1 protein-coding gene is annotated in these 1,719 nt (G+C 68.7%); it reads right to left on the bottom strand.

Annotated elements, in window-relative coordinates; translation table 11 throughout:
* Positions 1-1,191 (bottom strand): IS110 family RNA-guided transposase (locus IEY91_RS41400; protein WP_229697755.1); only part of this gene is annotated, 1,191 nt, incomplete at its 3' end.
* Positions 1,192-1,719: the final 528 nt, after the last annotated feature.

Raw genomic sequence — 1,719 nt, 5'->3', positions numbered from 1 at the left:
CTCGTCGAACAGCTTGTGGTGTTGCAGACAGTGATGGAGCTGGCCGAGCAGGCGGTTGAAGAGGTTGCGGAGGGCGGCCGCGTGCCAGTCGCCGTGCTCGTCGCGGCGTCGGCGGTAGTGGGCCTTGGCGCCCGGGGAGCCGTTGGGGGCGGCGAAGGCCCACAGGTAGCCGGCGTGGTTGAGCCGGTCGTTCTTGATCCGCCGCCGGGTGATGCTGGACTTCTTGCCGGAGGCCCTGGTGACGGGCGAAGCGCCTGCGTAGGCCCTCAGGCCGCGGGCGTCGGCAAAGCGGGTGTGGTCGTCCCCGATCTCGGCCAGCACCCGGGCGCCGAGCTGGACGCCGAGGCCCGGGAAGCTCAAAAGCACGTCAGCGTCCGGGTGCTGAGGGAAAGTCTCCTCCACCGCCTTGGCAAGGTCGTCGGCCGCGGTGCAGGCCGCCTCCAGCTGGATGAGGAGGGCGAGCATCTGCTGGCCTAGCGCGTCCTCGACGAGCGGCGGCTGGTGTGCGTACTCGGCGCGGAAGACCTCGCGGATCCGCCCGGCCTCGGCGTCGATGCCGCGCTTGCGGCCTGCCCGTTTGAGAGCCGCGCTGATCTGCGTGCGGCTCAGCCTCGCGGCCCGGGCCGGGGTCGGCGCCAGGCGAAGGAGTTCACGAGCCTCGGGACGGCACAGGCCGTTGGTCCAGGTGGCGAAAGCGTCCAGGGCAGCCGGGTAGTACTCGCGCAGCAGCGAACGCAGCTGGTTGGCAGCCTGCTGCCGGTTCCACGTCGCGTCCTGCTGGGCGCGGGCCAGGACGGCAATGGCTCGGCCGAGATCGGAGTCGTTCGGCAGCGGCCGGTGGGCGTGCATGTCCGTGCGCAGGATGTTCGCCAGGACCAGGGCATCGCCGGGGTCTGACTTCTTCCGCGAGACGCTGTGCCTGTCCCGGTAGCGGGCGGCGGCCATCGGATTGATCGCGAACACCTGCCGCTTGCCCTGCCGCAGCACCGCGACGAGCAGACCCCGGGAGGTCTCGATGGCCACCGGGATCGGGCTCTCTTCGGTGTCGCCGTACTCAGCGAGCAGGTCCAGCAGCACCCGGTAGCCGACCAGGTCGTCGGTGATGTGCCGCTTGGCGAGTAACTGGCCGGTGTCGTCGACCAGGGCGACGTCATGCGTCCTTTCCGCCCAGTCGATACCGCAGTAGATCACGGTGCTCTCTTTCCATGAATCGGGTATTTGCGCTGGTCACGAGCGCATGCGGGCCACGCAGCGACCTAATTCCAGGTCTCAGCCGCAATCGGGCCGGACCGACGCCTCACTAGCCGTGTTCGTGGCACCAGCGCACCGCGCGGGCCTCGGTCTCTGCGGGAGCTCACAGGGCTCGGGAGTGTAAAGAGGTCACCGTGCGATGGGCTCGTCCCACCAACACCAACGAGGGATCAAGCCAGTAGGTGTTGACGCTTCACAAGCGCCGAGGCCAGGTACAACGGAACGGATACATCCGTGGGGTGTTCGAGTCGGCGCTCCTGGAACCTCGCCATACTCCGCTCCCCTTGGTGGTGGTGGCCACGAAGACGCCGGACGCCGCTCGGTCTTTCAGGAGGCATCTAGGCCCGGCTCGGGTCAGGCGTCCGCCCGGCGCCCACATGACCGCCACCACCACGAGCACCAGGTCCGCCCGCACGCTCTAACCAGAGGCTTCACCAGCCCAGCTCGAAGAAGGCGTAACGGACCTCA

The organism is Streptomyces lasiicapitis (genome assembly GCF_014646335.1).
Taxonomy (GTDB): domain Bacteria; phylum Actinomycetota; class Actinomycetes; order Streptomycetales; family Streptomycetaceae; genus Streptomyces; species Streptomyces lasiicapitis.
The sequence above is the reverse complement of the archived record's forward strand: the minus strand, read 5'-3'. Positions and strand labels throughout refer to the sequence as shown.